Source organism: Labrys sedimenti, from assembly GCF_034424805.1.
GTDB classification, from domain to species: Bacteria; Pseudomonadota; Alphaproteobacteria; order Rhizobiales; family Labraceae; genus Labrys; species Labrys sedimenti.
In genome coordinates, this window is sequence record NZ_JAXOUF010000019.1 from 35,443 (window position 1) to 61,186 (window position 25,744).

The 25,744-nt window shown below is 61.6% G+C and carries 32 protein-coding genes; 10 read left to right on the forward strand and 22 right to left on the reverse strand.

The features are described from left to right. Window positions 1-316 precede the first annotated feature (316 nt). Window positions 317-1,633: an Nramp family divalent metal transporter gene (locus U1R88_RS29400; protein ID WP_322434480.1), complete on the reverse strand. Its 1,317-nt coding sequence runs from the start codon at window positions 1,631-1,633 to the stop codon at window positions 317-319. A 287-nt stretch (window positions 1,634-1,920) separates the two neighbouring features. On the opposite strand from U1R88_RS29400, the gene U1R88_RS29405 reads away from it, so the two are divergent. Next, on the forward strand, window positions 1,921-2,406 hold the full coding sequence (locus tag U1R88_RS29405; RefSeq protein ID WP_322434481.1) for a YciE/YciF ferroxidase family protein: 486 nt from the start codon (window positions 1,921-1,923) through the stop codon (window positions 2,404-2,406). 161 nt (window positions 2,407-2,567) lie between these two features. Here U1R88_RS29405 and U1R88_RS29410 read toward each other — a convergent pair whose 3' ends face one another. From U1R88_RS29410 to treY, 5 genes are all read right to left on the reverse strand, one after another. Then, on the reverse strand, window positions 2,568-2,816 hold the full coding sequence (locus U1R88_RS29410; protein WP_322434482.1) for a hypothetical protein: 249 nt from the start codon (window positions 2,814-2,816) through the stop codon (window positions 2,568-2,570). 193 nt (window positions 2,817-3,009) lie between these two features. Then, entirely contained in the window at window positions 3,010-3,228 is a 219-nt protein-coding gene (locus U1R88_RS29415; protein ID WP_322434483.1) for a hypothetical protein, read from the reverse strand. Window positions 3,229-3,594: 366 nt separating this feature from the next. Continuing rightward, a complete protein-coding gene (locus U1R88_RS29420; protein ID WP_322434484.1) occupies window positions 3,595-3,828 on the reverse strand; it encodes a hypothetical protein in 234 nt (77 codons plus the stop codon). A 155-nt stretch (window positions 3,829-3,983) separates the two neighbouring features. Continuing rightward, complete coding sequence (gene treZ, locus U1R88_RS29425) at window positions 3,984-5,792, reverse strand: malto-oligosyltrehalose trehalohydrolase (protein ID WP_322434485.1); 1,809 nt, start codon at window positions 5,790-5,792, stop codon at window positions 3,984-3,986. Next, window positions 5,789-8,500 (reverse strand): malto-oligosyltrehalose synthase, encoded by a 2,712-nt coding sequence (gene treY, locus U1R88_RS29430; RefSeq protein WP_322434486.1) that lies wholly within the window; start codon window positions 8,498-8,500, stop codon window positions 5,789-5,791. The genes treZ and treY overlap by 4 nt, the downstream gene beginning before the upstream one ends. A 56-nt stretch (window positions 8,501-8,556) precedes the next feature. Here treY and U1R88_RS29435 point away from each other — a divergent pair, with 56 nt between their 5' ends. After that, on the forward strand, window positions 8,557-8,856 hold the full coding sequence (locus U1R88_RS29435; RefSeq protein ID WP_322434487.1) for a hypothetical protein: 300 nt from the start codon (window positions 8,557-8,559) through the stop codon (window positions 8,854-8,856). 77 nt (window positions 8,857-8,933) lie between these two features. Further along, window positions 8,934-9,221, forward strand: a complete 288-nt coding sequence (locus U1R88_RS29440; RefSeq protein WP_322434488.1) for a hypothetical protein — start codon at window positions 8,934-8,936, stop codon at window positions 9,219-9,221. 1,012 nt (window positions 9,222-10,233) lie between these two features. Here U1R88_RS29440 and U1R88_RS29445 read toward each other — a convergent pair. The 5 genes from U1R88_RS29445 to U1R88_RS29465 form a co-directional block, all read right to left on the reverse strand. After that, window positions 10,234-10,479, reverse strand: a complete 246-nt coding sequence (locus U1R88_RS29445; RefSeq protein WP_322434489.1) for a DUF982 domain-containing protein — start codon at window positions 10,477-10,479, stop codon at window positions 10,234-10,236. A 75-nt stretch (window positions 10,480-10,554) separates the two neighbouring features. After that, on the reverse strand, window positions 10,555-10,797 hold the full coding sequence (locus U1R88_RS29450; RefSeq protein ID WP_322434490.1) for a DUF982 domain-containing protein: 243 nt from the start codon (window positions 10,795-10,797) through the stop codon (window positions 10,555-10,557). Window positions 10,798-10,857: 60 nt separating this feature from the next. Further along, window positions 10,858-11,085, reverse strand: coding sequence for a DUF982 domain-containing protein (locus U1R88_RS29455; RefSeq protein WP_322434491.1), 228 nt, complete (start codon window positions 11,083-11,085; stop codon window positions 10,858-10,860). A gap of 108 nt (window positions 11,086-11,193) precedes the next feature. Further along, window positions 11,194-12,168 (reverse strand): ABC transporter ATP-binding protein, encoded by a 975-nt coding sequence (locus tag U1R88_RS29460; RefSeq protein ID WP_322434492.1) that lies wholly within the window; start codon window positions 12,166-12,168, stop codon window positions 11,194-11,196. Between the two features lie 293 nt (window positions 12,169-12,461). Beyond that, complete coding sequence (locus U1R88_RS29465) at window positions 12,462-12,764, reverse strand: YMGG-like glycine zipper-containing protein (protein WP_322434493.1); 303 nt, start codon at window positions 12,762-12,764, stop codon at window positions 12,462-12,464. 306 nt (window positions 12,765-13,070) lie between these two features. On the opposite strand from U1R88_RS29465, the gene U1R88_RS29470 reads away from it, so the two are divergent. Both U1R88_RS29470 and U1R88_RS29475 read left to right on the forward strand, forming a co-directional pair. Next, complete coding sequence (locus U1R88_RS29470) at window positions 13,071-13,232, forward strand: DUF1328 family protein (RefSeq protein WP_068290184.1); 162 nt, start codon at window positions 13,071-13,073, stop codon at window positions 13,230-13,232. 740 nt (window positions 13,233-13,972) lie between these two features. Then, window positions 13,973-14,206 (forward strand): cold-shock protein, encoded by a 234-nt coding sequence (locus tag U1R88_RS29475; protein WP_322434494.1) that lies wholly within the window; start codon window positions 13,973-13,975, stop codon window positions 14,204-14,206. A 33-nt stretch (window positions 14,207-14,239) separates the two neighbouring features. Here U1R88_RS29475 and U1R88_RS29480 read toward each other — a convergent pair whose 3' ends face one another. The 9 genes from U1R88_RS29480 to U1R88_RS29520 all read right to left on the reverse strand — a co-directional run bounded on the left by U1R88_RS29480 (window position 14,240) and on the right by U1R88_RS29520 (window position 19,585). Beyond that, a complete protein-coding gene (locus U1R88_RS29480) occupies window positions 14,240-14,602 on the reverse strand; it encodes a hypothetical protein (RefSeq protein WP_322434495.1) in 363 nt (120 codons plus the stop codon). A 118-nt stretch (window positions 14,603-14,720) separates the two neighbouring features. Then, window positions 14,721-16,040 (reverse strand): S41 family peptidase, encoded by a 1,320-nt coding sequence (locus U1R88_RS29485; RefSeq protein ID WP_322434496.1) that lies wholly within the window; start codon window positions 16,038-16,040, stop codon window positions 14,721-14,723. A 148-nt stretch (window positions 16,041-16,188) separates the two neighbouring features. Next, entirely contained in the window at window positions 16,189-16,488 is a 300-nt protein-coding gene (locus tag U1R88_RS29490; RefSeq protein ID WP_322434497.1) for a hypothetical protein, read from the reverse strand. 296 nt (window positions 16,489-16,784) lie between these two features. Continuing rightward, window positions 16,785-16,997: a hypothetical protein gene (locus U1R88_RS29495; RefSeq protein WP_068290175.1), complete on the reverse strand. Its 213-nt coding sequence runs from the start codon at window positions 16,995-16,997 to the stop codon at window positions 16,785-16,787. Window positions 16,998-17,226: 229 nt separating this feature from the next. Further along, window positions 17,227-17,373, reverse strand: a complete 147-nt coding sequence (locus U1R88_RS29500) for a hypothetical protein (protein WP_156771566.1) — start codon at window positions 17,371-17,373, stop codon at window positions 17,227-17,229. Window positions 17,374-17,493: 120 nt separating this feature from the next. Continuing rightward, the gene (locus tag U1R88_RS29505; protein ID WP_322434498.1) at window positions 17,494-18,096 is read right to left on the reverse strand and encodes a response regulator; all 603 of its coding nucleotides are present in this window, start codon (window positions 18,094-18,096) and stop codon (window positions 17,494-17,496) included. 196 nt (window positions 18,097-18,292) lie between these two features. Continuing rightward, window positions 18,293-18,682: a response regulator gene (locus U1R88_RS29510; protein ID WP_322434499.1), complete on the reverse strand. Its 390-nt coding sequence runs from the start codon at window positions 18,680-18,682 to the stop codon at window positions 18,293-18,295. A gap of 164 nt (window positions 18,683-18,846) precedes the next feature. Further along, on the reverse strand, window positions 18,847-19,284 hold the full coding sequence (locus U1R88_RS29515) for a CBS domain-containing protein (RefSeq protein ID WP_068290168.1): 438 nt from the start codon (window positions 19,282-19,284) through the stop codon (window positions 18,847-18,849). 34 nt (window positions 19,285-19,318) lie between these two features. Further along, entirely contained in the window at window positions 19,319-19,585 is a 267-nt protein-coding gene (locus tag U1R88_RS29520) for a hypothetical protein (RefSeq protein WP_322434500.1), read from the reverse strand. Window positions 19,586-19,841: 256 nt separating this feature from the next. Between U1R88_RS29520 and U1R88_RS29525 the strand changes: the two genes are divergently transcribed. The 5 genes from U1R88_RS29525 to U1R88_RS29545 all read left to right on the forward strand — a co-directional run bounded on the left by U1R88_RS29525 (window position 19,842) and on the right by U1R88_RS29545 (window position 24,269). Beyond that, on the forward strand, window positions 19,842-20,921 hold the full coding sequence (locus tag U1R88_RS29525; protein ID WP_322434501.1) for an ROK family protein: 1,080 nt from the start codon (window positions 19,842-19,844) through the stop codon (window positions 20,919-20,921). 79 nt (window positions 20,922-21,000) lie between these two features. Further along, window positions 21,001-21,162, forward strand: a complete 162-nt coding sequence (locus tag U1R88_RS29530) for a hypothetical protein (RefSeq protein ID WP_156771565.1) — start codon at window positions 21,001-21,003, stop codon at window positions 21,160-21,162. A gap of 224 nt (window positions 21,163-21,386) precedes the next feature. Beyond that, window positions 21,387-22,934, forward strand: a complete 1,548-nt coding sequence (locus U1R88_RS29535) for a PAS domain S-box protein (RefSeq protein WP_322434502.1) — start codon at window positions 21,387-21,389, stop codon at window positions 22,932-22,934. A gap of 81 nt (window positions 22,935-23,015) precedes the next feature. After that, a complete protein-coding gene (locus U1R88_RS29540; RefSeq protein ID WP_068290161.1) occupies window positions 23,016-23,276 on the forward strand; it encodes a PepSY domain-containing protein in 261 nt (86 codons plus the stop codon). Between the two features lie 135 nt (window positions 23,277-23,411). Continuing rightward, the gene (locus U1R88_RS29545; protein ID WP_322434503.1) at window positions 23,412-24,269 is read left to right on the forward strand and encodes an alpha/beta fold hydrolase; all 858 of its coding nucleotides are present in this window, start codon (window positions 23,412-23,414) and stop codon (window positions 24,267-24,269) included. On the opposite strand, the gene U1R88_RS29550 is transcribed toward U1R88_RS29545, so the two are convergent. Further along, window positions 24,251-25,216 carry a DUF6328 family protein gene (locus U1R88_RS29550; protein WP_322434504.1) on the reverse strand — a complete coding sequence of 322 codons (966 nt, stop codon included), beginning with the start codon at window positions 25,214-25,216 and terminating at the stop codon, window positions 24,251-24,253. The genes U1R88_RS29545 and U1R88_RS29550 overlap by 19 nt on opposite strands. Before the next feature lie 28 nt (window positions 25,217-25,244). Next, entirely contained in the window at window positions 25,245-25,523 is a 279-nt protein-coding gene (locus U1R88_RS29555; protein ID WP_322434505.1) for a hypothetical protein, read from the reverse strand. Between the last annotated feature and the right edge of the window lie 221 nt (window positions 25,524-25,744).

The following is a 25,744-nucleotide window of genomic DNA, read 5'->3' on the forward strand; positions in this document are numbered from 1 at the left end:
ACGGCCGGGCTTCGCCAGCAGACTGTGAATACCGCTGGCGATTGCTTCCGCCGGGCGCGACGGAAACAAGGAAGACGGTAGGCCGGCCGCGTCACGGAATGAAGCTTGATCTTGTTAAATGTTGTTTCGTCAACTCGGCGATCGAGGCGAAGTAGGATAGGGGCGTGGCGCCCGCGTATCCCCCTCCTGCCCAAGCGCCCGGCCGATATCGCAGCTACGGGCCCCGTTACCGGTGCCACGACCGGGCCGTCGTCGGTGCGGTAGACGGAAGTGCAATGGGGTCCCTGGCCGAGGCAACGGCTTTTCGACGATACGGCTAGTTCAAGAAGACGGACGCGCCCATTCCCGCGGCGCATAGCGCCATGACGCCCGTGGAGAGCCAGCCGAGGCCCCGCAGCCAGCCGCCAATCACCTGGCTGCCCATGATTTTCTCGTCTGTCGACATCAGCATCATGACGACCATGATCGGAACAGCGACGACGCCGTTCACCACAGCGCTCCAAAAAAGGGCCTGGATCGGGTTGATCGGGGCGAAATTCAAGGCCACGCCAAGCATGGTCGCGATCGCTATCGTGGCATAGAAGGCCTTGGCGTCCTTGGGCTTGCGGGCCAGGCCGGTGGGCCAGCGTAGCGCTTCGCCGAGCCCGTAGGCGGCCGATCCGGCAAGCACCGGCACGGCCAGCAGCCCCGTCCCCACAATGCCGATCACGAACAGGAGCTCCGCAAATTTGCCTGCCACGGGCTCCAGAGCCTCGGCCGCCTGTGCTGAACTTCCAATGTCGGTGACGTGATGCACATTGAGCGTGGCGGCCGCCGTCACCATGATCGACAGCGCGATGACGTTGGAAACGCCCATGCCCACCAGCGTATCCCATTCAATCCGTTCATCGGCGTCCTTGGCTTGTTCCGGATTATCCTTCAAAGGCTCGCGCTTGGGCTTTTCCTTCAGGTCTTCCACTTCCTGCGAGGCCTGCCAGAAGAAGAGATACGGGCTGATGGTGGTGCCGAAGATCGCGACAATCGCCATGAGATAGTCGGAGGAAAACTCGATATGCGGTGTAAAAAAACCCTTGGCCAGAGCCGTCCAGTCGATCTTGACGATGAAAAGTGTGGCGACATAGCTTAGCAGGGCCAGACTGAGCCATTTGAGAATACGGACATATTTCTTGTATTGCAGGAACACTTGCGCGATTGCGCATCCGGCTCCGAAGAGCACGACATAGATGAGGGCCGGGCCCCCGATGACGAGTTTGACGGCGTCACCCATCGCGCCGATATCGGCCCCGATATTGATGACGTTGGCGGTCACCAGCAGGCAAACGCCCATATAGACCAGCCAATTGGGATAATATTTGCGCAGATTACCGGCTATGCCTCGTCCCGTGGTCCTGCCGAGACGGGCGCTGATCATCTGGATGGCACTCATGAGGGGATAGGAAAACAGCAAGGTCCAGCTCACGCCATACGCGAATTGCGCACCCACCTGCGAATAAGTCGCAATTCCACTGGGATCGTCGTCGGACGCGCCGGTGATTAGACCCGGGCCGAGAACTTTGAGTATGCGAGGCTTGCTTGGCTCGACAGCCGGGCTGCGTTCAGCTCTTGGATCGAGGTCCCCCTCTGTCCCGCTCATTGTTTCGCCTTGCTGCTGAATGTTCTTGTTGTTGCTCTGGCAGTGTCGGGCGCCGATATGGAAGGCTGCACGTCAACCCGGCGCTGGATCGATATGGCGCGATCCCATCGCTATGCCAGCCTATGAACTCGCTCCGAGGCCTTCGGTTCCGCCAGCGGCCCCGTCCGTTCCTGCAACGGCCCGCCGATGGGGAGGCTGGCGGCAGTATTTTTGCGTGGAACGCATTGCAGGCATCGCAGTTCTGGTCGGTGCCGCGCGGTCGGCTCGGATTGCCTCAGGAGGAACCAATGGCAAAGGAATTGCAGGACCTGTTCGTCGAGACGCTGAAGGACATCTACTATGCTGAAAAGCAGATCTTGCGCGCTTTGCCCAAGATGGCGCGGGAGGCCCAGACGCCGGAGCTGAAGAAGGCCTTCGAGACCCATCGGGAGGAAACCGAGGGACATGTCGATCGTCTGCAGGATATTTTCGAGCAACTCGGAAAGCCTGCACGGGGAAAAACCTGTGATGCGATCCTCGGCATTATCGACGAAGGCAAGGAGGTTATGGAGGAGTTCAAAGGCGCTCCGGCGCTGGACGCCGGTCTCACCGCAGCTGCGCAAGCCGTCGAACATTATGAGATCTCGCGCTATGGCACGCTGAAGACCTGGGCCCAGCAGTTGGGCATGCAGGATATTGCAAAACTCCTCGATCAGACGCTCCAGGAAGAGATCAAGACCGATCAGCTTCTCACCAAGCTCTCGCTGGCAGGCGTCAACAAGAAGGCCGCCTGATCGGCAAACCGGTTGCGCTTGCACGATGCAGCTTCATGGGCGCCGGCCTCAGGCCGGAGCCTCGTTGCTGAGTTGAGCATCGCCCTCGATGCTGATGACGGCTCCAATATCTCATCGCCGGTTTCCGCTAGGAACAGGGCGGTCGCTCTCGCCTATCGGAGCTAGATCTGAGACTGCGAGACCTGGGTTTCGATCCGAGCCCGGATTTGCTCGGCACTGCCATGGACGACCACGAAGTGCTCCCTGTCGAAGTACAGAGTCGAACTGTCGCACTCATTGCCTTCGATATAGCAGATGCGGGTCACATTCACTTCGATCGGGTGTCGATCGAAACTTCGTTCGAATGTGCAGAATATCGGGATTGAGGCCTCCGCCCCTTCAGGGCCAGTCGTCTCCTGCACCGTGTCCATTCCTACCATCCCACACAAAAGCGAGCGCAACGATGGCTCTTCCAGTGCGGAAATTTAGCAATGGTGTTTTCGGGATCAAGATCGCCTGAAACTCCACGGTTAAAAAATTGCCCGCTGTGCACAGGGCAGCGAGCGGGCAAATGGGAGCGGGGGACTCATGCGGGCTTCTTGCCGGCGGTATCGTTCCTTGTTTTCAGGCCGCGACATCCGCCGACGGAGTTCTCGACGCGCATGTTTCGATGTGCCTGCGGGTCTCCGTGAGGGTACCCCTGACGACCACGAATTCGTCTCTCCTGAAATACATGGTGGTCGTGCCGTCGTCATTGCCTTCCAGATACAGGATGAGATTCACGTTCACCTCAATCTGGTGGCGATCGAAGCTGCGTTCGAAAATGCAGAAAATCGGTTTCACCGGTCCTGCTCCTTTTGGGTTAGCAGGCCCTGTACTAGGACCGTGGGCCCGATGCCCACTGCATGTCGCTTCTCGCGTTCGCGAGCGCCCTCTGCGCTTTCTCCTCTTGGAAAAGAATAGCCCGCCTGCCTATCAGGCAGCGGGCGAGTTGGGCTGTCTAAAGTCGACAAGGAGTCAACCGATGAGCGCAGGGATAGTTCCTGACGTTCGTCTCGCTCATTGTAACCCTTGCTCGGAGATGCCTTCTTCATCCCCAAAAGCCCCGCCGCCGTCTGGAGCAGATTTCTGGGCCTGTTTGGTCACGCCCGAAAATGGCAGGCGGTGGCGGTCGAAGTGATCTGGGGACGATAGGGCCCGCCCGTTGTGCTACCTCTCCGCCTGCAGCGCCGTTCTGCCGGCCTCGGTGATCTCCCAGTAATTGGCCGATGGCCGGGGTTTGATGGCTACGAAGCCCAGGATGCGCAGGCGCCAAAGGGTCCGCTGCGACCGAACGCCTTCGGGCATTTGTCCGATCGGCACGCCCCCAGGCGTCATCGTGACTTCGACACCCGCCTCGAGCGCGGCCAGTGCACGGATCTGGGCAGGGGATAGCTTCGCCATCTGAGCATCGCCGTGCTGGCACATGAGCGCCGATCCAAGCCCTCGGGATGCAGCCTCGATAGGCTTGAGACGTGCATCCTACATGAGATCGGGGCGATGTGGGAGGAATTGCCTCCCGGCTGCGTTGGGGGCGCTGCTGGCTCCGTCGAGATACACTATGCCGACGGCCCCTTCGGCGTTTCAAGCGTCCAAATCGTAGTCCAGGCGCCGAGCGTTGCGCCCTCCCATTGACCTTCCGTCCAGACCGGCTGGCCCTCTATGGCTGTCTCCACCGGTTTCGGCGTGTCGCTGAGGTTGAGAGCGAGGCGGAGTACCGCTTTGCTCGTGCTGCGCCAATCGACGCAGACGATCCCATTCTCGCCGACCTTGTATCGACCGGCCTGCAGGAAGGTCGGCATGAGCGGCACGATCTTCATGGCTCGAACCGATAGGATCCGCCGGTACCAGTCCAGCATTTCTGCATGCAGAGACCTCTCCCGCTCCAGCCACAGCAATTTGGCCGAGCGGAAGGTCTGTTCACTGACGGGATCGGGGATGGCTTCGCGCGCCTGCGGATCGGCATAATCGGGAAAGCGCGAAAATTCCTCGCGCCGTCCCTTGCGCACGGCATCGGCCAGCTCGCCCTCCACGTCGCAGAAGAATGTGAAAGGCGTAGAGGCGGCCCACTCCTCACCCTGGAACACCATGGGAATTTGCGGGGCCAGGAGATAGGCCGCCGCAGCGGCCCGGACGGCCTGGAGCGGATGATGGTGATGGATACGGTCTCCCAAAGCGCGATTGCCGATCTGGTCATGGTTCTGCAGGAAGACGACGAAGGCATCCGGCGGCAAATGAGCCGAGGGTTGCCCGCGGCTGCTGCCGCGATAGGCCATCGTCTCGCCCTGGAAGGCAAAGCCCTGCGCCAAGGCGCGGCCGAGCAATTCAGGCCGGTGGGCATAATCCCGGTAATATCCGGCATCCTCGCCGGTTACGGCCACATGCAGGGCGTGATGGACATCGTCATTCCATTGCGCGGTGAAAGCCGGTGTTCCATCCGCTTGCCGGGCGAGCCATTCGGCGCTGTTTTCCTCGTTCTCCAGCACGAGATGGACAGGGCGATCGTCGATAACGGCGCCGACCGCGGCGCGGATCTCGGCAAGGAGATGGCGTTCCCCAGCGTCGCGTATCTCGTGCACGGCATCGAAACGCAATCCATCGAGGCGGAACTCCTTCAGCCAATAGAGCACGTTCTCGGTGGTGAAGGCCCGGATTTCCGCCGATCCCTCGTCATCATAGTTGACGGCGGGACCCCATGGCGTCCGGTGGCGTTCGGTAAAGACGGGAGCATAGAGCGGCAGATAATTACCCTCGGCGCCATAGTGATTATAGACGACATCGAGCAGCACCGAGAGGCCGAGGCCATGCGCTTCGTCGATGAAGGCCTTCAGTTGCTCCGGCCGGCCATAGGCTGCGTCCGGCGCGAAGGGAAGGACGCCGTCATAGCCCCAGTTGCGTTTGCCTGGAAAATCGGCCACCGGCATGAGCTGGATGGCGGTCACTCCCAGCTCCTTGAGATAGCCGAGCCGCCGCGCCGCGCCGGCGAAGGTTCCTTCCGGCGTGAAGGTCCCGATATGAAGTTCGTAAAGCACCGTTTCGTGCCAGGCGCGTCCCTGCCAGTCCGTGTTGCGCCAGCGATAGGCGGCCGGGTCGACCAGCTCGCTCGGACCATGGACGTCCTCGGGCTGGAAGCGGCTGGCTGGATCCGGCACCCCCATGCCGTCCTCCAACACGAAGCGATATCGAGCTCCAAAGTCGGCGGCCACCGGCAGGCAATGCCAGCCGCCGTGGTCCTGCATCGAATAGGTTTTCTGTCCTAACTGCAAGCCGACCCGGCGCTGCCTGGGCGCCCAAAGGCGAAACAACACCTTGCCGTCGCGCAGAACGGGGCCGAAGCGTGGTTCGTAGCGGGCTGGCGGCATGATCATGGCTGCGAGTGCCGGATTGCGGGCGGTGTCTGCGGCACCAGGACGGCGGCGGGCAGCTCTGCCAGCAAGATCGCAAGATCGATGCCTTCCTTGCCGGGGGTGATCTGGCGTCCGGACAGGATATCGGCATAGACGGGGCAATGATGGGCGAGGGGTAGAAAGCCATCGATGGGACCGCGGCCGGGAAACCGGGCGGCCACGACGACCAGGGCGCAGTCGCCATGCTGCCGCGCGAAGGCGATGAAGCGATCGCTTGCCATCTCGATCGGCCGATAGTCTCCTGCGGCAAACAAGGCTTCGTGCCGGCGGCGCAACTCGAGCAGCTTGGCGATGGCGGCCAATTTGGCGCTCCCGTCGAGAAGGGTGTCTCGCGCGATTGGCCGAGACTTGTCCAGGCTCTCTTTGCGCCAGGCCCAGTCGACGGGGCGGCGGTTGTCCGGATCGACCAGGCTGAAATCGTAGGCCTCGGCGCCCTGGTAGATATCGGGCACGCCGGGAACGGTGAATTTCAGCACGGTTTGCGTAAGGCTGTTGGCCGCACCGAGTTCGATGATGCGCTTTTCGAAACCGATGAAATCGGCAAGGAATTCCCGATTTGCGAAAGCGGCCGCAATCGAGTCGTGCAGGGATTTTTCGTAGCTCTCGTCGGGGGCGGGCCAATTGGTGTGAACCTTGGCCTCGCGTGCCGATTTGAGCATGGCCAGCTGGATGCGTTCCCGGAACCGCTCCAACGGCTCGAGGTCGGCAGGTACGAGGTCCGTGGGCCAGGCGCCGACGAGCAACTGGAAGAACAGGAAGAGGTCGTTGCCATCAGGCCCGGCCTCACTTCCCCCCAGCATGGCACGCCAGCGGGCGGTGGCCTCGGCGAAGTCCGTGGGGATCTCGCTGAGAACGGCAAGGCGTGCGCGGCAATCTTCGCCGCGTTTGGTGTCATGCGTCGACGTCGCAAGCAGGGCGCCTGCATGGCGGGCGAGATTGGCGGCATGGAAAGCCTCGACGCCTGCGCCGAGACGGCCGGGATGACCGCCGACCTCGTTGGCGGCAATGAAGCGGTTGTAGCGATAGAAGGCGGTATCCTCGACCCCCTTGGCCATGATCGGCCCGGTATATTGCTGGAACCGCATGGCAAAACGCAGGACGTCCTGCCGGCTGAAGCCGCTGCCGGGCCGTGCGACGGCTTTGCCGCTGAGCAGCGAAAACAGGAAGTCGAACACCGAATGGTCTATCCCACGCCCTGAGCGCCGGGCCTGGGTGAAGGCCGTTTCGAGCTCCTGGATGTCGGCAGGGCTGGCACCCTCCGTAGAGACATAGGTTCGATAGACCCGAAACCCGGCGACGATTTCCCTAAGGGCACGCTGCAGGACATTGCGGGTAAAATCGGCGGTGCGCGGATTGGAGCGCGCGATGCGGGCTGCTTCGCGAGCCAGTCCGCCGAGCTCGCCGGCCATTTCGTCTTCCATGATGGCCAGCTTGCACTCGCGGCTGATCGCCTTGAAGCTGCGCCGCTCGCCGGAAAAGCGGCGATAGAGTTCATCGAGCTGTGCCTGGCCGTTCGGGTCGACCAGCAGATTGGTGAGGAGGTTGGCGAATTCGTAGCCGGTCGTACCGTCGGCGTGCCAATCCTCGCGTAGTTCCTCGCTTTCTGCGAGGATCTTCTCGACGACCAGGTAGATTGGCCGCGGCGCTTTTTTGCGCAAGCGCCGGCAATATGTCTTCGGATCCAGCAGGCCATCGATATGGTCGATGCGCAATCCGTCCAGCACACCCTCGGCGATCAACTCGAAGACTAGGCGATGGGCGTGGTCGAACAACTCCTCATGTTCGATGCGCAAGCCGGCAAGATCGCTGATATTGAAGAAGCGGCGGTAATTGATATCGTCGGCGGCCACACGGAAATGGGCTACGCGCCAATGCTGGTCGGCGATCAGCCGGTCGAGCCGTTTCCAGCTTTCCAGCTCTCCGGCCATGCCGGCGAAATGCGCCAGACGCTCCGCGACGGCCTGCGCCACCTCTGGCTCTGCTGCGACCAAAGCGGCGAGATCGGCCTTGAGTTGTCCGGCCCTGCGCTGTTCATGCGGGTGGAACCCTTCCAGATGGGAGAAGGCATCGCTCAGTTTTTCGAGCTCGGCGTGGTCGCTCCCAAGGACGCGGCCATAATGTCCGGGATGGATGGGAAGCTTGTGGGCGCCGTGAGCCCAGATGGCGATCTCCCCGGCCGCGGCATCGAAGCATAGCTCAAGACCGCCGCCGGCAAGCACTGCGCCGTACTGGTCGCCGAGAACGGGGACCAGTACCTTGCCCCTGAGATGCGAAGGCTCGGGCTGCCAGTCGATGTCGAACCAGCCGGCATAGGCCGACTCCTGGCCCCATTCGAGCACGTCGAGCCAATAGGGATTGTCGGCACCGTTAACGCCCATATGGTTGGGGACGAAATCGAGGATCAGGCCCAGGCCGTTGGCACGTAGGGCCCGCGTCATCAGATCGAAATCCTCCTTCGTCCCGAGATCAGGATTGAGGGCCGAGTGATCGACGATATCGTAGCCATGGCTGCTCCCCGGCCTCGCTTTCAGGAACGGGGAGGCATAGACGTGGCTCACGCCCAATTGGGCGAGATAGGCGGCTATGGCTTCGACCGCAGCAAAATTGAAGCAGGCGTTCAGTTGCAAACGATAGGTCGCCCGCGGCGGCGGGCAATCGGCCTTTGACATGGAGCATTCCCGATCGCGTCGTTTCCTGGAACCAGCGGCGACGCTGAAAGTTTCGCGTGGCATGGCTGCAGATGAATGTCGCGACTGGATCTTTCGTGCCGTTCGCGGGTTCGATTACTCGGGAGGGCAGCACGATGACCTCGATATTTGATTACGATCCTGAAGAAATCGTCAGTTTCGAAGGCCATGACATCAGCTTGAAGGAAGCCGTGATGCGGTATCGGCGGGCCAGGGCCCACCCGGACCAGTTCACGGACTTTTCGGCTGTTCGGGATCCCGGCAAGACACCTCAGGTCTTCGACGTCGAACACTTCGACGCGTTGATGACGCGGCCCGAGTTTGAGGACTCGGCCTGAGTGCAATGCAGCAGGAACCATACTACTCGCAGCGGTATCGCTTGAAGACTTTCGCGGCACCTGAAGGAACAGCACCCATGGTTTCCGACATTCCCGAGCCTCTTGCGGTAGGGAGCATCGTTACATTCTCCCCCGCCCCTGGCCATAGCCAGCCTGACTTCTACGAGGGTGCTCCGATAACGCTGGTGCCAGGGGTCGGAGAGCCACTGATCGGTCGTATTCTCGCTCACACCGCAGAAGAAGTGGCGGTTGCCGCGGCTGGCGCCCAGCTGGTGCTGACCCCTGTCGCAGCGACGTTGGATGAGAATGGAAGTCTCGAATATAAAGGGGCCTGGACGGTTCGATCGACAATGCCGCTGGACTGAGGCCGTCGGCTCCAGAGCCAATCGGGCTGCTCGGCGATGGGGTATTGCCGACGAGGCGGCCCAGCCAGCGTTCCCCCTGGAGAAAGCTCCGCCGGGCCGTGTGTTTCATCCATTTTTGCGGGAACAGTCGTGGTCCGTCATGGTTTGGAAGGAGCGAGGTCGTGGATGCCTTGTATCGCCCAATGACCGGCCTCGCAGTGTAGAGTCCGGCGGTCCGGTTCCTCGTTGCCGACCTTCCCCCAGGTCCGAGAGCCGGGCCGTTGCACGAGCAGGGAACAAACAATCGAGACACCTGTTTGGAAGGTGCGAGACGACCGATGCGAAAGCATTCGGCGTATCGTTCGGCTGATGGTGAGATCAGTCGAGGCGGCTCGGCCAATGTCGATCACACCGACCTCGGCGGCCGAGCCGCTCAGATCCGGGAGGCTTTCATCCGGCCTGGTTTCGAAGGCAGCGGGCAGAAGACAGGAAGCTACCCGCTGCCTTCGAAATGGCGTCGGCATGATCCCGGCGCGTCGGACCGCTGTCAGAGAACATGCATCCGATCAGCTCCACCCTTCCTTCTCTTGGCGGGGCGCGGAGGAGGATCCAGGACAGGTCTATCGTCTGCCTGTGCAGGATAGTCGACCTTTGGTCGTACGATCGGTGTTTCGTCTGGCGAAACCTCCTCGACGTCGCGGCCTTTCTTCCTGGTCCCGCTGGGCGGATCTTCGAGTGGTTTCCGGTGCTTCGAATAGGCCATCCGAACCTCCTTCACGGCATTACGCGCATATCGTCTTCCTTGCAGGCCCGGTCAGGGGCGCTTTCGGTCATACCTGGTTGGGATCGACCAGAGGGGGCATCTCCGGCGGGTTGGGTACATCCGGCGCGATCGGTGTGTTCCCCGGCGGCGGCGGCACGATGGGCACTTCATTCGGGGGTTTCGGGTTTGGCTCCGGCATGGGCGGAGGGCTTTCCGTCGGAGCTGGAGTCCCAGGCTTCGGTTCTTTCGGATCGGGCATCGTACTCTCCCTCATTGCATGACATGCATGCCGGATTCTTCACAGGCTTCGATAAAAGCCCTGCGGGCGTGATCGGCCGGGAGCGATCCGGCCAAGGCATCGAGACAAGCGCGTCTGGCAAGCAGATGTTTGTCTCCGCCTTCGGTTGGCCAATGATTCAGCAGGAAGTCGGAGGCTTCCTCGCATGAGGCAACCACTCGGAACTGACCTGTGCCGATCTCGAATTTCACGGGGCTGCTCCAGATTTTCATGGCCATGGCACACCTCCGAAACCCAAACATCGCCAGTGCACGACGGTTCCTGCAGCCGTGGCCTCGGCTTTTCCTCTCCGATCATCCGACCACGTGCATTTCAAGTTGCAGACAGGCCTCGATGAACACGGCCCGGGCATCTTCGGCCTCCGCTCCTTCAAGGGCCTCCAGGAACCCCTGACGTCCTGCAGCCGGTTCGCCATTGGAATCGATGGGCCAATGCTTGAGCAGAAAGATGACAGCTTCATCCGTCGAGCCGACTATGCGGTAATCACCAATATAGGTCTGGAGCTCGACCGGGCGCTGCCAAGCGCGGTTGTACATGTCGACCCTCCGGTTAACCGAACTGCGGCGGGGACATTTCGTTCCGATGGAAGGGCGTGATCATGTGAGGATCACCCCGGCTTCCTCCGCGGCGAGCAGGAAAGCCGCCCTGGCGTCTTCGGGATCGCGCCTGCCTTCGATTGCCTCGAGGCAGACGCGCTTGGCGAAGTCATACCGCTCGCCGCTGTCGACGGGCCAATTGTTGAGCAGATAGTCGGCGGCCTCGCTTGCGTCGCCGATGGTGATGCCGTCGATATTGATCGGATGGGTGAACGTTGTAGATGTCATCTCCTACCTCCTTGCGAGAAACACGAGGGGAGGGCGATGGTTCCGGTGCGGGCTGTCGAATGGCTCGTTGGCCAGGAAGACCGGCCTCATTATTCGGATGCGTGGCCATCATTCCTGCGGTTGCGAAAGAGAGCTCGGCCGCTTGAGACTGTCTGCTTTTGTGCCGGCATTGCGCAACGCACTGGCAATCAGGTGATAGCGGGCCTGGATCACCCGATAATCGCGATACCAGTTCACCAGGTCACTCCAGGGATCGTTGATCTTTGCAAGCCCGGCGACGAAGGCGACGACGGTTCCGATCTCCGTCCGACCCTGAACGACGAAGTAGCCGCCAATTCCCAGGATGACCGCCGTCCCCAGGGAGTTGAGCCAGTTCATCGTGAAGCTGAGCACGAATTTGAGCCTGAAGATGCTCATGTTCAGGCGGAATACCTGGTCGACGCGCCTGGATTGGGAATGATTGGTCGTTTCGTCGCGTTGGAGCGTGTCGACCAGCATCACGCTGATCTTGCGCAGCACCCAGATGCGAGCCCCCACCCGCCGGTTGATCGCCCCCTGCATCAGCGGGACGAGGAAACATTGCGGCAGAAACACAAGCACGCCGACGAGGGCCATCAATGGCTGGAGATAGATGAGATAGCCGAACACCGACAGCAAGATGCCGATCTGGAGGATCGGGTCTGAAAGGCTCGCGCCGACAAAGCCGCCGATCGGATCGACTTCGGCGACGACCATGGCGATTTCGACGCCGCCGGCCTTGCCCGAGGGCAGTTTGGAGTCGGGACGCTGCGCAACATGTGAGATCTCGTTTCGGAGCCATCGCACGGCCGACTCGCCGATCCAATTGCGATAGAGATTGAGGCCGATCTTGATCAGGCCCTGCAGAAACGTCAGGGCGGCGAATATCATCGCCAGTATCAGCACGTTATGGATATCTCCGCCCTTCACGGCGGCGTTGACCAGGCGCCGCTGCATCTCGAGCGGCACGGTATCCGCAACGAACAGCAAAATGGCGCACAGGGCGATCCAGATCTGGTGCCGGCCCGAGACCCAGATGATGAACCCGACCAGGGTCGGCGGCATTTGAGCATTCGGGGAGGTATGCGGGCTCTCATGCGGGCCGGCCTGTGCCGTAACTCTCCTGTAGATCAATGCCAAGAATCGTCGAAGCAATGCTTTGCGACCCAGACTGTTGCGTCTTTCAACGTTACCGGAATGCACGCTATTGATCGGCATCGAGGCCAGACGATCTGCCGGCGCGCATCCGGGAAATGGCTCGTGATCGAGACCTTCCAATCCGGCCGGAGCACGGGGCACGGCGCGCGGTGGCTGGACGCGTCGCAATCCGGCGCTGGGAGCAGCTCCGGACCACGGCATCAGTAATAGGCCGTGCATACACGGTTGCCATACTCATCATACCCGATCCGTGCGCATGCGCGGCCGCCGCTGGGCGGTGTCGTAGCGGCGCCCACCGCCGCCCCTCCGACGGCACCGATGGCACCACCGATAAGCGCACCGCGGCCGGGATGCCGGTTCGAGACGGCAGCACCCACGGCTGCGCCACCGACGCCGCCTATAACCGCTCCGCCAGCGGCGCGATCGCCCGGATTGTCACTCGCGCAGGCTGCGACGGAGATCGCCATACCGGCCGCCGCAAATATTCTAAGCAAATCAGCCATGATCGTTATCCCTGGTTGCAACAATGCAAAAACTGCGCAGCCGGCGGATCGTTCCGCTTTCGAATTTGCGAGGTCACGCGTCTGGAGTGTCAGGGATGGTTTCTGATCGAGGAGAGCAGGCAAATCGGAGCCCCATCTGGGGTGGGAGAGTATTTCCGAGCTGAAATACTTGGATGTGCAAATCCCGTCAGCATTCGATCGGTTGAACTCAAGTCAGCTGTCAGGATTGGTCCGGTCTCGTCGCCGGGCGCGGGAACAAAGGCCGGCCGTCAAGGTTCGATAGCGCCACATCAAGGAGGTGCCACCATGCTTCACTGGATCCTCATTCTGTTGATCATTGCCGCTGCGGCGAGCCTGTTGGGAATGCCAGCGCTCGCAGGAGCGGCCGCGACGGGAGCCCGGGTGTTGATCGGAATCGCCCTGATCGTGTTCCTGCTGGTGCTGCTGGGTGTTCTCACCGTTGCCTAGGCCCGACATGGTCAATGGGCGTCGGCAAGATCGACTGGCGAGGACGAGGGGCTTGCCCTCTCCGTGACGGGCGACGATCGCTCTGCCGATGCCGGCGAGGCAGCGAAGGTTCTGCTTAGGCCGAGGTTCTGTCCGGCATATACGATTTGAGTGTAGGGAGCGTGAATGAACGCGGCCGGCGGCTCATGTGGCCATCGAGCAGCGCTGGAAGAACAGGCCGGTGCGAATGGATTCCGTTGGCCGCCCAGCCTCAGTGCCGCTTGAAATACTGGATCTCGCGTTCGTGCTTCTGGGCGGCTTCTTTCGATTGAAACGTCCCGAGATTGCGCCTCTTGCCCGTCTTGGGATCCGCCTTTCGCGAGTAGATGCGGTATTCTCCTGATTTCAATTTTCGGATCATCGTTCGAATTCTCCTTTGTATCGAAGATTCCGATCCATTGGCCGATCCCTACCACATGAATGATGGCCGAACGGCCCGACCCGGGGGATCTCGGGTCGATCTGTAGGAGCCGAGCCGCCGCGACCAACGCTTGGGTCGGCCGAACGAAGCCTGAACGTCTGGCGTTCCGTGCCTCGCATCTTCCCAACCCGGTTTGAGCCAGATCGTTCCATGCGGTGCTTCTCGGCATCCCTGGCTTGTCCACCAATCGATCGCTGGCCCGTCCGCACGCGGATCGGAACGAATGTCCTCGGCTTGCGTTCAAATTTGATGTGGCGTTCCCGCCATGGAGGGATTGGAAATGATCACCGGCAGCCTGAAATGGTTCAATTACGACAAGGGCTATGGCTTCATCGCGCCCGATGACGGCAGCGTCGATGCTTTCGTGCATATCAGGGAACTCGAACGCAGCGGCATCAGTACGGTGCGTGAGGGCCAGAGAATGGGCTATGAACTGGTGGTCGATTCCAAGACCGGCAAGTCAAAGGCCGGCAATCTCAAGATCCTGCCGTCCGAGGGAATTGCAGGATCTTGAGCGCGCCTTGCCAAATCAAGGGGCCGGGACGGTTTACGAGGCGATGACCAGCGTGACCTCGTCCGTGTCATCGAACGTCATCGCGATCACCGAGGATGGCGCCGATCCATAGTCTTCGAGTGCGGCTTGCAGGCGGGGCGTATCGGCGATGACCTGTCTCATATGCTGCAGTTCGCTCGGGCCTGTTTCGGCAATCTGCTGTTTGGCCGCGATCCGCTGCGGAATCGAGAGTTCGTCGAGGGTTGACACCGTGACGGCCCGGATCTCCCCGGGAGCATGCTCGATAACGCCGTCGTTGGGTGTATCCGCCGGGTTGGTCGCGGGCTGGGCCAAGCCAGTGGCAATGCCCGAAGCCAGGACGATCGCTGCGAATGTTGCGGACATGAGCTTGCGCATGATGTCTCCTTTCCGCGATGTGGTCAGGGATCATCACAGGTAAGCCTCGCACGGAAAGGGTTCGATCGTTTGCCGCTCGGGTGGCAATTTTGTGGGATCGACACCCTGTCCCGAACGGTCAGCGGCGTGCCGCTCCGCCGGCTGGAAAGGATGGGTCCTTGCGGACGCCATGGAGCAATTCAACCGCGGCATTGAGCTGCATATCCTCCTTCTCGTCGTCGGGAACATAGGCAGACGAGCCGCCCTGCTCGGTATCGCCTTGGTTATCGAGATGACCCTTGAGGCCGGCTTCGCCGCCAACGGCATCCTGCTTGTTCGGATTGGCTGGAAGGGTCTGCTTCACCACGATTTCCGGATCGATGCCCTTGGCCTGGATGGATCGGCCCGACGGCGTGTAGTAGCGGGCAGTCGTCAGGACCAGGGCGCCGTTGTCGCCAAGCGGAAAGACGGTCTGAACCGATCCCTTGCCGAAGGAGCGCGTGCCCAAAATCGTCGCGCGGCGATGGTCCTGCCATGCGCCTGCCACGATCTCGGCAGCGGAGGCCGAACCTCCATTGACGAGCACGATGATGGGCTTGGTATGGACGAGCCCGCCTCCCGTCGCGCTATAGCGCAGAGAATCGTCGGGACCTCGTCCGCGCGTGGAGACGATTTCGCCCCGCCCGATCAGGGCACCCGCCACCTCGACGGCCTGGCTTAGCAGGCCGCCAGGATTGTTGCGCAGGTCGATGACGAAACCGGCAAGGTTGCGGCCTCCCTTGTCCACCCCAGCCTCCATCATGGCCTTGAGGAAGTCGTCGAACGTATTCCCGCTGAATTGGGCAATACGGATATAGGCGATGTCGCCGCCGATCTTCCTGGCGCGCACGGAAGACAGCTTGATGGTATCGCGGACAAGCTTGACGTCCACGGGCTGTGCATCGCCCCCACGGCGCACCGTGAGCGTGACCGTGCTGTTCTCCGGCCCCCGCATCTTCCGGCTGGCTTGCTGCAGGGGCATGCCCTGCGTGGACTTGCCGTCGATGGCCGTGATCATGTCGCCGGACAGAAGGCCAGCCTTTGCTGCAGGCGTGTCGTCGATGGCGGAAACGACCTTGAGCCGATCACCCTCCAGGGTTACCTCGAGGCCAATTCCCGAAAATGCTCCGGAAGTCTGGGCCTGCATGTCCTGGAAACCAGCGGCATCGACATAGCGTGAGTGCGGATCGAGGCCGGAGACCATGCCGCTGATGGCAGCGGCGACGAGCTTGGCGTCGTCGGGCTCGGTCACATAGCTGGAGCGTACCTGTTCATAGACGTCACCAAAGCGATTGAGCTCTCGATAGGCATCGCTGGCAGAGGCGTTGGCGTGGCCGAGCAGGTCGGAATGCGTGACAGCGAATGCGGTTGCCGCGCCCATTGCGATGCCGCTCAGTAACAGGGAAACTTTGCCATACATTGCACACCTCTTCCCTGAAATGCGAAGGCTACGCTTCGCAAGTAGTCGAGTGTAAACAGCGGTGCGGATGACGTCGGCCTGCTGCGCCGGCCTATTGAGAAATCCGCGCCGCGCTTATCTCGCCGGCTCGCGGCCGAGACGCTTCGCGTCAGGCCGCCTTGCTCAGCATGACCACGGTATCGGTCTCTTGCGGCAGTTGCGGCACCAGGCTGGAATGATATTCGTCGCGCCAATGGGCCAGTCTCACCAGCCGGGCCACCTCCATCTTCTGGGCGCCATCCTTGTCCGACACCATCGGCTCGACGATGTTGAGCCCCTCATCATCGACAAAGAATGTATGCTCCCCGAACAGTCGGGCGAACTGGCTGTATACGGGATGGTTTTCGGCGACGGGTTCGGCCCTGATCTGATTCAGTGTTCGCGTGATGTGCGTGGGCGACAGCTTCATTGGAAGAACTCCCATGCTGCAGCCACCGTAAAGGCGACCAATCGGATGTCTGCCGACGACCTGGGAAGGTCATAACGCCGTTGCCACCCTCAAGGCGCGGATCCCATTCCATGGGCCGGGACTCACAAGCTGTCTTGCTATACTGCCATATCAATCCGACCACATTCTGGCCGCTGGAAGGCCATTGCATGAAGGAGGCTCGTCGGGTGATTTTTAGCCAGGGGATAGACAGGATGGTCGAGGCTTGAGCTCTGCACTTCAGGGGGAGAGGGGAGGGCGAGCGGATTTCCCGGTCTCTAGTCGGCCTTCTTGGCGTCTCTCAGGGCCTTTTGGAGCTTGAAGGCAAGTTCAAGCAGGCGCTGGGGAATGGGTTCGCGCTCGACTCGGGCCAGAATGCGCGCCACTTCCTTGTCTGCGGATCTGGCCTTGTCGCTTTTCTGATCGTTGTCCACTGAACTGCTCGTCTCGCCGTTGGTCGGAGGCAATCTGCACGCGCCAAGGAAGATCAAGACGCATTTTCCTCGCCCGCCCGCCGACAGACTAGGAGGTTTGTGCCGGGAAGTCACTTGCAAAGGTCCTGTCCCATTTATTGCCCGCGCATGCGGCGGGGGCGGGGAATTGCTATGGCCTTGCTAACCACCCTCGCACTACAATGTTCCAGGAGAGGCGGTGTTCCAGGGGAGCAGACCGCATCAAGGGCAGACGGAAGGCAAACGCTGATGCGCCAGTGTCAGTGGCTCAGTCGGACGGCCCCTTAATTTTTACGCCCTGGTTTCCGATGGTAATCTGCACAGTATTCTTATTCTGCTCATGGTAGATATAGGCGCCAATGCCGGCTACCGCCACGATTGCGACAATCAGCAGTAAGAGGATGTTGCGGCTCATATTTTCTTCCGATGCAGTTGACCATGAAACATCAACGCGTCTTCGTCCGATCCGGTTCCGCCGTGTTCGTGGACGGCAGGGTCGGGTAGGAAAATTGCGAGAGAAACTCGGGCGCACCATTCAGTCGAGCAACTGGCGGCCGACGGCCTTGAAGGTCCTGTCCATGAGGTCACAAAGCCATGGGAGTGTATCGCGGTCCGGCGGCTTGCGGTCTGCAAGATCGATGGCGGCCAGCAGCGTTTGCTCGACCAGTCGGTCAGCAGCGGCCCTGCCGTCAAGATAGTGGCGGGCCCTGAGCCTGAGTTCGGGGAGAAGCCCCGCGATGTCGGCGCTCGGGTCCCCGTCAATGTCCTTGATGTCGTCCTGCGTCCTGCGGTGTGCCACGAACAGGGTTTCAAGCAGGGCGTGACGGCCACCCGACTTGCGAACATTGTCGACATGCCTGAGATGGGTGGGAATGACGTCTTCGTCGTAGCTGCTGAAGAAGACGAAAGGGATGCCCAATGCGAGCAGGCGGTCAGCGATCGGAAAGACCATCTTGCCATTGATGTTGACGTCGAGAATGGCTGCGTTGGCCGAGTTCACATGGCATTGCGCAGCCTCGATCGTCGACGCCGGTCCGAGGATTACCGCCCCCTTCTCTTCGAAATAGTCAGCCAGATCGCCTGCGAGCAATATCTCGTCCTCGACGATAAGGAGACGCATGCCCTGGAGTTGCTGCATGAATCGTCACTCGTTTTGAGCCGGCTCGGTTGAATGCGGATGCTGTATCTTCCGTCCCGGTGAATCTTCACGCTCGAACGGATTGTCACTCCGCTTTCATCTCACCCGGCACTTCTGTGTAACGATGCAAACTTGCACATGTTCCCTGCCGCGATTGGGGCGGTTTGCGATGTCTGCGGGCCAATAGGGAAGATCGCTACTCCCTGGTCAGGCGCGCAAGGGTTTCGAGCAAGATCTGATGCTGAACTGGTTTGACCAGAACCGGCGCTTCGGGAACCTTCTGCCGCAAGGTCTCGGGAAGCACTTTGCCCGTGCAGAAGGCGATGGGAATGTTGCGCGCTGCGAGCAGGTCGACGACTGGCTCGCTCGTGTCCCTGCCGAGGCTGATATCCAGAACAGCCGCCGTGAGGGGTTGCAGGCTGGCGGTCTCCAAAGCGGAGGCCAGGGTCAGGCAGGGGCCGGCAACCCGGGCTCCGGCTGATACCAGCATGTCTTCGATATCGAGAGCGATGATGATTTCGTCGTCGGCGACCAGGATCGTTTGGCCCTGGAGGATGGCGTCGGCGGGAATCTCGGTCTTGGTCATGGTACTTTCCTTCCGCGTGACCAGCAGGGATTCGCTCAGATTCCTGTGCCCCGACGAAGAAGACAATTCGAAAATGGTGCAGCTGCCTGGACGGAGCGTATGAGGAATCTCCTGATGCGCCGCCGGCTTGGGGAAGCCGACGGCAGGGAAGCGAGAAGGAAAATCTAGAACGTTGCCTGGCTGTGCTCGCCGCCTGGCCGGGCAATTTCACCGAGGGCGGCTCCTGCCTTGTCGGGCGCTCTGGAGCGGGCGAGATCGCTCAGAGAGACGATGCCGACCAGGCGCTTGTCGCGATTGACGACGGGAAGCCTGCGGACCTGGATCTCGCCCAGATTATCAAGAACATCTTCTATCTCCTCGTCATCGAAACAATATTTGACATCCTCTGTCATGACATCGCGAACCGGCGTATCCGCGCTTCGGCCTGCGGCGACGCCGCGCACGGCAATATCGCGATCCGTGATCATGCCCACCAGCCGGTCTTCGTGAGCAACAGGAATCATGCCGATATCGAGGCCCAGCATGAGCTGGGCTGCCTTCTGGATCGTCTCGTCCGGCGTGGCGACACAAACTTCGGCCGTCATGGCTTGCCTGATAATCATCACATCCTCCTTTGCCTTTGAACGCCCGGCGGCGTCACCTCGCCTTGCCGACGGGGCTGTCGAATTCGGCGCGCTGGCGCGCAGGTTCGGATCCGCTCGCCAGGGCTTCGGTATCTTCGGGGCCTTCGAGGAATTGCACGGATATGGTGACGTCCCGGCGTTCCTTGAGATCCAGGGAGGCCGCAGCGACCGCGGTTTCGAAAGCCGCTTCCGGCAGTTCATAACCGCCGCCGCGCTTGCCGTCATGCTCGATGACCCAGCCATCGGTACTGCTCGTGATGCGATAGGATGCTTGAGGCATCGTCGATCTCCCTGTCGGATCGGTTGCAAACAGGCGAGCCGCGGGCCCATCGTGTCGGTCTCGATGGCTTACGGCCCGTTGCGATGCCTGTTCGCCTACCGAACGACACCCGTGGAAGAGGGTTCCAACGGCCGCGAGCCATTTTTGCGGGCCGCTGGAATACCGGTGGACCTCGTGGCAGGTCTTGGCGGAACCTTCGGCGGTACGAATGGTTGTCGCCAGCAGCAGTGTTCGCAGGGGATCGGCGGGTTCGGGAATGAACGAGCAGGCGGGGTGGCAATTTCTCAATCATGGTGGCGAGGTGCTGCCGTCCGTCCACGTCGACGGCTATAATATCGGCCTGCGCGACAAGGAGGGTTTTGTCGGCGACAAGGCCAATACGGGCGCCTTTCTCGAAAAGCTGGAGGAATTGCGCCTGCTCTACCGCAAGGCCGGCAACGATCCCCTGGGCGAGGAAGCCACCGAGGAAATCAAGCGCAAGCAGATCGACGAAATGTTGACCGGCGACGATCTGAACGCCGCCGCGCTGGTGCACGGCGCGCTGGAGGAGTTTGCGCGGTCTCTTTCCGGCGTCATCCGCCGTTTCCTGCGAACCGCCTCCTGGCAGCGCACCGAGCGGATCGTCATCGGCGGAGGTTTTCGGGAAAGTCGTGTGGGACGGCTGGCGATTGCACGGACCCAGGCCCTGCTCAGCGGAGAAGGGGTCAAGGTGGAAGTGGTGCCGATCACCCATCACCCCGACGAAGCGGGGCTGATCGGCAGCCTGCATCTGCTGCCGCCTTATGTGCTGGCCAATCACGACGGCATGCTGGCGGTGGATATCGGCGGGCGCAACATCCGCGCCGGGATCGTGTTGAGCCAGGTGGACAAGCAGGCCGATCTCGGTCGGGCCAAAGTGGAAAAGCTCGTGATCTGGCGTCATGCCGATGACGAGCCGGCGCGGACGGCGGCGATAGGTCGCCTCGGCGAGATGCTGCAGGACCTGCGCTCGCGCGCGGAGAAGAACAAGATCAGGCTCACCCCGGTGATCGGCGTGGGCTGTCCGGGCGCCATCAGGCCCGACGGTTCCATCGCGCGCGGAGGCCAGAACCTGCCGGGTGCCAACTGGGAAGGCGCCAATTTCAACCTGCCGGCGGCCTTGCTCAAATTCGTACCCAAGATCGGCGGGCAGGCGACCCACGTCGTTCTGCACAATGATGCGGTGGTGCAGGGCCTGTCGGAGGTGCCTCGCATGGGCGACGTCAAGCGTTGGGGCATCTTGACCATCGGCACGGGGCTGGGCAATGCGCGCTTTACCAACAGGAGGAAGGACGAGGGCAAGGCCTCAGCGCGGTGATGCCGGCTGGCGTCTGGCGTTGGAACCGAGTTGTCACCGGACCGTTCGGGAAGTCCATACCGCAACGGAGTGGAGCACGATGCCCGAGAAAAAGACCAGGACGAAGGAGCCGCTGGGACGCCCGAACGACAATGGGCGGAACGAAGAGGCGGAGAAGCTCAAACATGGCGAAACGCCGAAGGATCAGACCGGTGCGCCCAAAGGCAGGAATCGCAGCAATGCCGGTGAGACCACGTCGTGAACAGGCCGGGCCCGGATAGGGTCCTCCCTCGCTTCGGCTGTCATACCGATGAAGGCAGTCTCGGCCTCTGCCGATGCGGCCGGCGATTTGGCCGACCGAGTTTTGGATTGTCTTTATCCAAACGGCTTGGCTATTGTGACCGTGATATTTCTCCGCGCTTCGGGCGTACGGCGCATTTCAGGCAATAGGTCCGAGTCTTTGAAGCAATCAGGGCTGTGTCGGCGTTGAAAACCAAGAAGGAGCCGAGCGGTAGGCCGGCGCTCGTCTCCGGCGTGGCAGATCCGGAGCTGGATGAACAGGCGCCGCTCGCGCATCGGATGCGCCAGCAAAATGCGTTGTTCCACTTCACCGATCTTCTTTATCGCGCGCGCACTCTCGAACAAATCTACGACGCGGCCTTGGACGTCATCAGCGACATGCTGGGCTGCACGCGGGCAGCGATCCTGCGGTTCGACGGCAAGGGTGTTCTGCGTTTTGCGGCCTGGCGACGACTTACCGAACAATATCGAGCCGGCGCCGAGGGGCATTCGCCATGGCGGCCGGACGGCGAGGAACCGGCGGCGATCTATATAGGTGATATCGGCCAGGCCGATCTGCCGCCGGACCTTGCACCCCTGACCCGGCACGAGGGCATCGGCGCACTGGTCTTCATTCCGATCATGGTCAGCCACGGCGTGGCCGGCGAGTTCGTGCTCTATTACGACACCCCCCGTCCGTTCACCGACGAGGAGCGTGAAACGATACTGATCGTTGCCCGCCAACTGGGCTTTGCGGTCGAGCGCCATCACAACGACCAGACCGCCCGCCGCCTCGCGGCGCTGGTGGAATCTTCCGGCGATGCCATCATTTCCAAGAGTCTCGAAGGAATCATCACCAGCTGGAATGCCGGTGCCGAGCAGCTTTTCGGCTATGCCGCCTCCGAGGCGATCGGCCGATCCGTGATGATGCTGATCCCACCTGATCGGCATAATGAGGAACCGGCCATATTGGCGCGGATCCGGGCGGGTGAACGGATCGACCATTACGAGACGATCCGCCGGCGCAAGGATGGCAGCCTTGTCGATATCTCGCTGAGTGTCTCGCCGATCAAGGATGCCGAGGGCGTGATCATCGGGGCGTCCAAGATCGCGCGCGACATCACCGAGCGGCGCCGGGCCCAGGAGCAGCAGCAACTCCTCCTGCATGAGATGAACCACCGGGTGAAGAACCTGTTCGCCCTTGCTACCAGCATCGTCAATCTGAGTGTGGGTTCCGCCGACACGCCGGCGATGCTTGCCTCGATCGTCGCCGATCGCTTGGGGGCGCTGTCCAGGGCGCATGCCCTGACCCTGGCTTCCGGAACGGCCGATAGCGGCTTCAGGAAAACGGCGACGTTGCACGCGCTGATCGAGGCGATCCTGGCTCCCTATGTGGAAGGAGCACAGGGGGAGCGCAGGCGGTTTACGGTTGAAGGGCTCGACATCGAACTTGCGGAAAATGTGGTGACACCTGTTGCCCTTCTCCTGCATGAGTTCGCGACGAATGCTGCCAAATATGGCAGCTTCTCGACGTCGACAGGCCGGGTGGCGATCGAATGCCGGCGACAGGACGGTGATGCTGTGATCGTCTGGCGTGAGATCGGCGGACCAAAGGTGCAGCCATCGGATGCGGAAGGTTTCGGCAGCCATCTCGTGCGGCTGGCTGCGAGCCAATTCGGCGGATTTTCACGCCAATGGCATCCCGAGGGGCTGGTTATCGAACTGAGAATGGATCTGAGCCGCGTCGCCGCCTGAATCCCGGCTGTGTGGCCTCTTGCGGAACCTAAAGCCTTCTGTTGGGTTCTTCTTGCGCATTCGGAACATGAGGGATGCGCAATGGGAAGAATAGTCGGGGCCCTTGCCGGCCTTCTGCTTCTTGCTGGCGTGGCCAGTGCCCAGACCACCAGCACCGCTCTACCTCCGCAGGGCAGCCTGAAATTGTCGCAGATCATCGCCAAGGTCGAAGCCCGGGATGGTTTTGCCTATATTTCGGAGATCGAATGGAGCCAGAGTGGCTATTATGAGGTCACCTATATGACCACCGACAAGGCCAAGGTCGAGCTGCATCTCGATCCGATGTCCGGCGCCACTCGATAGGGCGCATGCGCCGGCGGAGCCACGGCTGAGGACTATGCCGAACCCCTGCGGGGTGGGGTGCTGTCATTGTGCGCGGTTTCCCCCGCTGGGATGCCCACTCGGCGCAAGAGCCTCACCAACGAGGACACTAGCGCGATGGAAGAGCGGATCATTGATGGCGAGGGCGTGAGGATCCGGACGCAGGCCTTCGGCAATCTCGACGATCCGCCGATCCTTCTGATCGCAGGTGCGTTCGCCTCGATGCTCTGGTGGCCGGAAGACTTCGTGGAGTTGCTTTCCTCGGGCGGGCGCTATGTCATCCGCTACGACAACCGGGATACCGGTGCGTCCACAGCCTATGTGCCCGAAACGGCCAGGTATGCGCTTGGAGACATGGCCAAGGACGCCATGGCCGTGCTCAGCGGTTACAACCTCCAGGCAGGCCATCTGGTCGGCATGTCGATGGGAGGCGTCATCGCCCAATTGGCAGCCCTCATCAGGCCGCATCGGGTCAAGACGCTCACCGTCGTCAGCTCCACGCCGCTCGGCGTCGAGTGGTTGCCGCCGCCTAGCGAGGAATACAGGCAGCACATGGCCACGCTCCACCATCTCGATTGGAACGACAAAAACCAGGTGGCTGATTTTTTGGTCCGCGATGCCGAAGCGGTTGCCGGCAGGCGCCACCCGCACGATGCCGATGCGGCCCGGCAGCTGATCGACAGGGATCTGGGCCTCTCGCCGTCCTTTTCCAGCCTGCGGAATCATTTGGCGGTGGCGGCGCCATCACCTGTTCAGGCCAAGGCCGCCGATATCCAGGTTCCCACCTTGATCCTGCATGGCACGGCCGACCCGGTATTTCCGATCGCGCATGCTGAAGCCATGGCGGCGGCCGTGAAGGGTGCCCGCCTGGTCGCCATCGAGGGCGGTGGCCACGAACTGCATCCCAATGACTGGCCGCAGATCGCACGGGAAATCCTGCTCCACACCTGCGTCATTCACATCGGAAGGTCGTGAGAGCCAGGTCCAACCCGCGGGCCTTGGTCGCGTGCCTGGATACCCTCTGGTTGCGCGTTGTCCAGCTGCCTGTGGCGATGCCAGAGAGGCAGGACATACCACAGCCCCAGCAGTAACATGGCCGAGAGGCCGGCAAGCAGGTTGGCGAGCCCGCCGCTCAGGGTGATCTTCTGCACGACGACATGGATGTCCGCGCAGAGGCCGAGAGCGAGAAGGACGGTCGCGGCCAGGACGAGCCGGCTCGCCACCGCATGAAACCCTTCGGTGTCCTGCCCCTGGTAGCCCAGCCGGTGATAGGCCGCCGGCGCCATCAGCAGGACGGTGGAGAGCGCCACCAGGCCAAGCGCCAAGCCGTGCACGAGCTTGGCGGATGGCGGGAGATGCTCAAAGCCGTCGGTCAGGATGATGGCCAGCTGAAAACCCAGCAGCGCCTGCGCACCGGGCAGGACCACGCGCGCCTCCGTGAGGACGTGCTCCACCTTGGTAGCGATAGGGGGCTCCTTGGCGATCGGCATGGCTTGTACTCGCTGTTGCCGGTCGTGAAGGAGCGGCAGGCCGTACCAGAAGCCCAATGCAAGGATGGTTCCAGCCACCGCCGTCGCCACGCCGGTCGTGAAGCCGGCGACGCGGTTTCCGGCGATGTAGAGGTCCAGCCCCAGCGCCACCGCGAAGGGCAGCAGGGTCGCAGCCATGGCCCATTTGACTATCCCTTCAACACTCGGGGCAGCATGTCCCCGGTGTACGACGCGGTGGTGCGCACTGGGACAGACAAGCAGACCCAGAACCAGCACCATGATGCAGAGCACGACGACCTCGATGGTCTTTTCACCGGGCGTCAGATGCTCGAAGGCGTTCTGGAAAGGAGCCTGCAATTGAAAGCCGAGCAGGATCTGAGCCCCGAGCATCAGAGTGCGGGATTCGTCGAGAGCAGCCTTGACCTTGCCCATCTGTTCCTCGTAGCCCCGGCGAGCAGGCTCAGCCGGTGGCAATCGCCAGAGTGAGAAGGCAAAAGGCCAGCACGGCGGCTCCGGGTTTCCAATCCAGGCCGGGGACTGCAGCCCCGATCACGGCGGCCAGGATCGACAGCCCCAGTTCGAGGCAGGCCAGAACCCACAAATGGGCCACTCCCCCCACGGCAAGCGCGACAACATGGGAGAGCAGCAGGAAGATAACGATCAGTGTGAGACGTATGAAGCCGTCATAAGCCTGGCGATGCTCGGCGAAGTCGAGGGATTTTCTCTCCGGTTGCATCATTGTTACCTCCATCATCGACGACTGGTACCCTGTGCCTGGTCTTCTCCTGCGAGTTTGCGATCCGGGGAGCGAGGCATGGTTAGCCGCAAGGCTTCTACCAGGTTGACGGGTTAGCCACACAGGCCGCGGCAGGCATCGCGTCGCCAGTCGCATTCCTAAGCCGGCTGCGGGAGCCTTGTTCCCGCGCATAATGCGAGATTGTCGCGAGATTGTTTCGGCAA